The sequence below is a fragment of the Corynebacterium sp. UMB0012 genome, from assembly GCF_030216265.1.
In the GTDB taxonomy this organism is placed as follows: domain Bacteria; phylum Actinomycetota; class Actinomycetes; order Mycobacteriales; family Mycobacteriaceae; genus Corynebacterium.
The window spans coordinates 1-1058 of the sequence record NZ_JASOKQ010000050.1; the positions used below are offsets into that span (position 1 = coordinate 1).

Genomic DNA, 1058 nt, shown 5'->3' on the forward strand with positions numbered 1-1058 from the left:
TTTGTGGTTTGTGGTGGTTTGTTCTTTTGTTGGGTTTCGGGCTTTTCACGGCCTGTTTCGGATGTTGTTCTGAAATTTTTTTGTGGAGAGTTTGATCCTGGCTCAGGACGAACGCTGGCGGCGTGCTTAACACATGCAAGTCGAACGGAAAGGCCCTGCTTGCAGGGTACTCGAGTGGCGAACGGGTGAGTAACACGTGGGTGATCTGCCCTGCACTTCGGGATAAGCCTGGGAAACTGGGTCTAATACCGGATAGGAGCCATTTTTAGTGTGATGGTTGGAAAGTTTTTTCGGTGTAGGATGAGCTCGCGGCCTATCAGCTTGTTGGTGGGGTAATGGCCTACCAAGGCGGCGACGGGTAGCCGGCCTGAGAGGGTGGACGGCCACATTGGGACTGAGATACGGCCCAGACTCCTACGGGAGGCAGCAGTGGGGAATATTGCACAATGGGCGCAAGCCTGATGCAGCGACGCCGCGTGGGGGATGACGGCCTTCGGGTTGTAAACTCCTTTCGCTAGGGACGAAGCTTTTTGTGACGGTACCTAGATAAGAAGCACCGGCTAACTACGTGCCAGCAGCCGCGGTAATACGTAGGGTGCGAGCGTTGTCCGGAATTACTGGGCGTAAAGGGCTCGTAGGTGGTTTGTCGCGTCGTCTGTGAAATTCCGGGGCTTAACTCCGGGCGTGCAGGCGATACGGGCATAACTTGAGTACTGTAGGGGTAACTGGAATTCCTGGTGTAGCGGTGAAATGCGCAGATATCAGGAGGAACACCGATGGCGAAGGCAGGTTACTGGGCAGTTACTGACGCTGAGGAGCGAAAGCATGGGTAGCGAACAGGATTAGATACCCTGGTAGTCCATGCCGTAAACGGTGGGCGCTAGGTGTGAGGGTCTTTTCACGACTTTCGTGCCGTAGCTAACGCATTAAGCGCCCCGCCTGGGGAGTACGGCCGCAAGGCTAAAACTCAAAGGAATTGACGGGGGCCCGCACAAGCGGCGGAGCATGTGGATTAATTCGATGCAACGCGAAGAACCTTACCTGGGCTTGACATACAC

General features: G+C 55.1%; 1 rRNA gene. It reads left to right on the forward strand.

Annotated features, from left to right (window positions below):
- Positions 1–79: 79 nt before the first annotated feature.
- A 16S ribosomal RNA gene (locus tag QP324_RS11800) occupies positions 80–1058 on the forward strand; the annotation flags it as partial.